Annotated in this window: 2 protein-coding genes; both read left to right on the top strand. The window is 46.0% G+C overall.

Features of this window, described 5'->3' with window-relative positions; all coding sequences use genetic code 11:
• On the top strand, nt 1–487 hold a 487-nt coding region (locus tag OQE62_RS19315; RefSeq protein ID WP_265723679.1), incomplete at its 5' end, for a hypothetical protein.
• A 78-nt stretch (nt 488–565) separates the two neighbouring features.
• Nucleotides 566–1147 carry an ATP-binding protein gene (locus tag OQE62_RS19310; RefSeq protein ID WP_265723678.1) on the top strand — a complete coding sequence of 194 codons (582 nt, stop codon included), beginning with the start codon at nt 566–568 and terminating at the stop codon, nt 1145–1147.
• Nucleotides 1148–1149: the final 2 nt, after the last annotated feature.

Genomic DNA, 1149 nt, shown 5'->3' with positions numbered 1-1149 from the left:
TTTCACCCCATTAGTTCATGCCCATGCTGGGCGTACACAAGGCCAAGCACAGCGACAGTTTTTCCGTTGCGGCTTCGCCTCCACTACAAATCTGCGCGTGTTGGCGGCGTTATGTGCCAGAGAGTTTATGAGTAAAAAGAAGCTGCCGAAGAGTCGTTTCGTTCTCGAAGAAAGAAATGGGGTGGTTGTTGCCTCTCTCTTGGATGAGCATGACATGTCCTTACAACATACTATCCACGGTATGCCGCACCCAAGAGTAAGAGCTCCCAGGCGCAAGAAGGATCAAACAATAGAAGATTCAATATTTATGGCTTCTATGTTTCATCAATCCCAAGAAGAGTTTCTGCGTAAAAACATCAAGGGCATAAATCAGGAAATCAACAAGCATGTACAGGAGATACGAAAAACGTTAAAACGCATGCAAAGTCTTACGCATTATGTGGTTACTGCACAAGAGATTCTAGATGAAAGTGAGCAAAGCACATAAAAAGGCCAGGCTGTACGCTGCGCGCATAAACAGCGCAGGCCGCCTCAGCTGGCAACGTTAACTTTAATAGGGAGCGTCATGAAAGTTCAAATTGGAAAGGACGAGCGAGATCGAGTGCTCGCCATTGAAGAGGATCATTTCTACGATCTGAAGGCAAAACAAATAGCCCCATCAAAGCTCAGCCAGTCCGTGTCCGCTTTCGCCAATGCTGCTGGAGGTGAGATTTTTGTAGGTATCCGCGAATCTCAGCGAGGCGTAATTAAAGAGCGCACATGGGATGGTTTTTCGGATGTTGAAGAGGCCAACAGCTTTCTACAGATGCTCAATCAGATTGCGCCACTGGCAGACTTTCTATCTACCACCTTCTTGGAGTGTGAGGATGAGACAGGCCTTGTTTTAAAAATAGAGATACTACGAAATGCGGCTATAACAAAGGCAACAGATGGTGTCGCTTACGTTAGAAAAGGGGCGCAGAAGTTACCCGTCGATACGGACGAAGCTTTTGAGAAACTAAGGCTAGATAAAGGAATCTCCTCTTACGAAACCTATAAAGTTAACGTACGTCTTGAAATAATAGAGAATTCTTCGGTGACTCTGGACTTTCTCATGGGGGTTGTCCCACTCTGTCAGCCTAGTTGTCCAGTTGGCGATTTTGCCTAAAT

Source organism: Microbulbifer halophilus, from assembly GCF_026183675.1.
Lineage (GTDB): Bacteria > Pseudomonadota > Gammaproteobacteria > Pseudomonadales > Cellvibrionaceae > Microbulbifer > Microbulbifer halophilus.
This window is presented reverse-complemented; position numbering and strand designations above follow the sequence as displayed.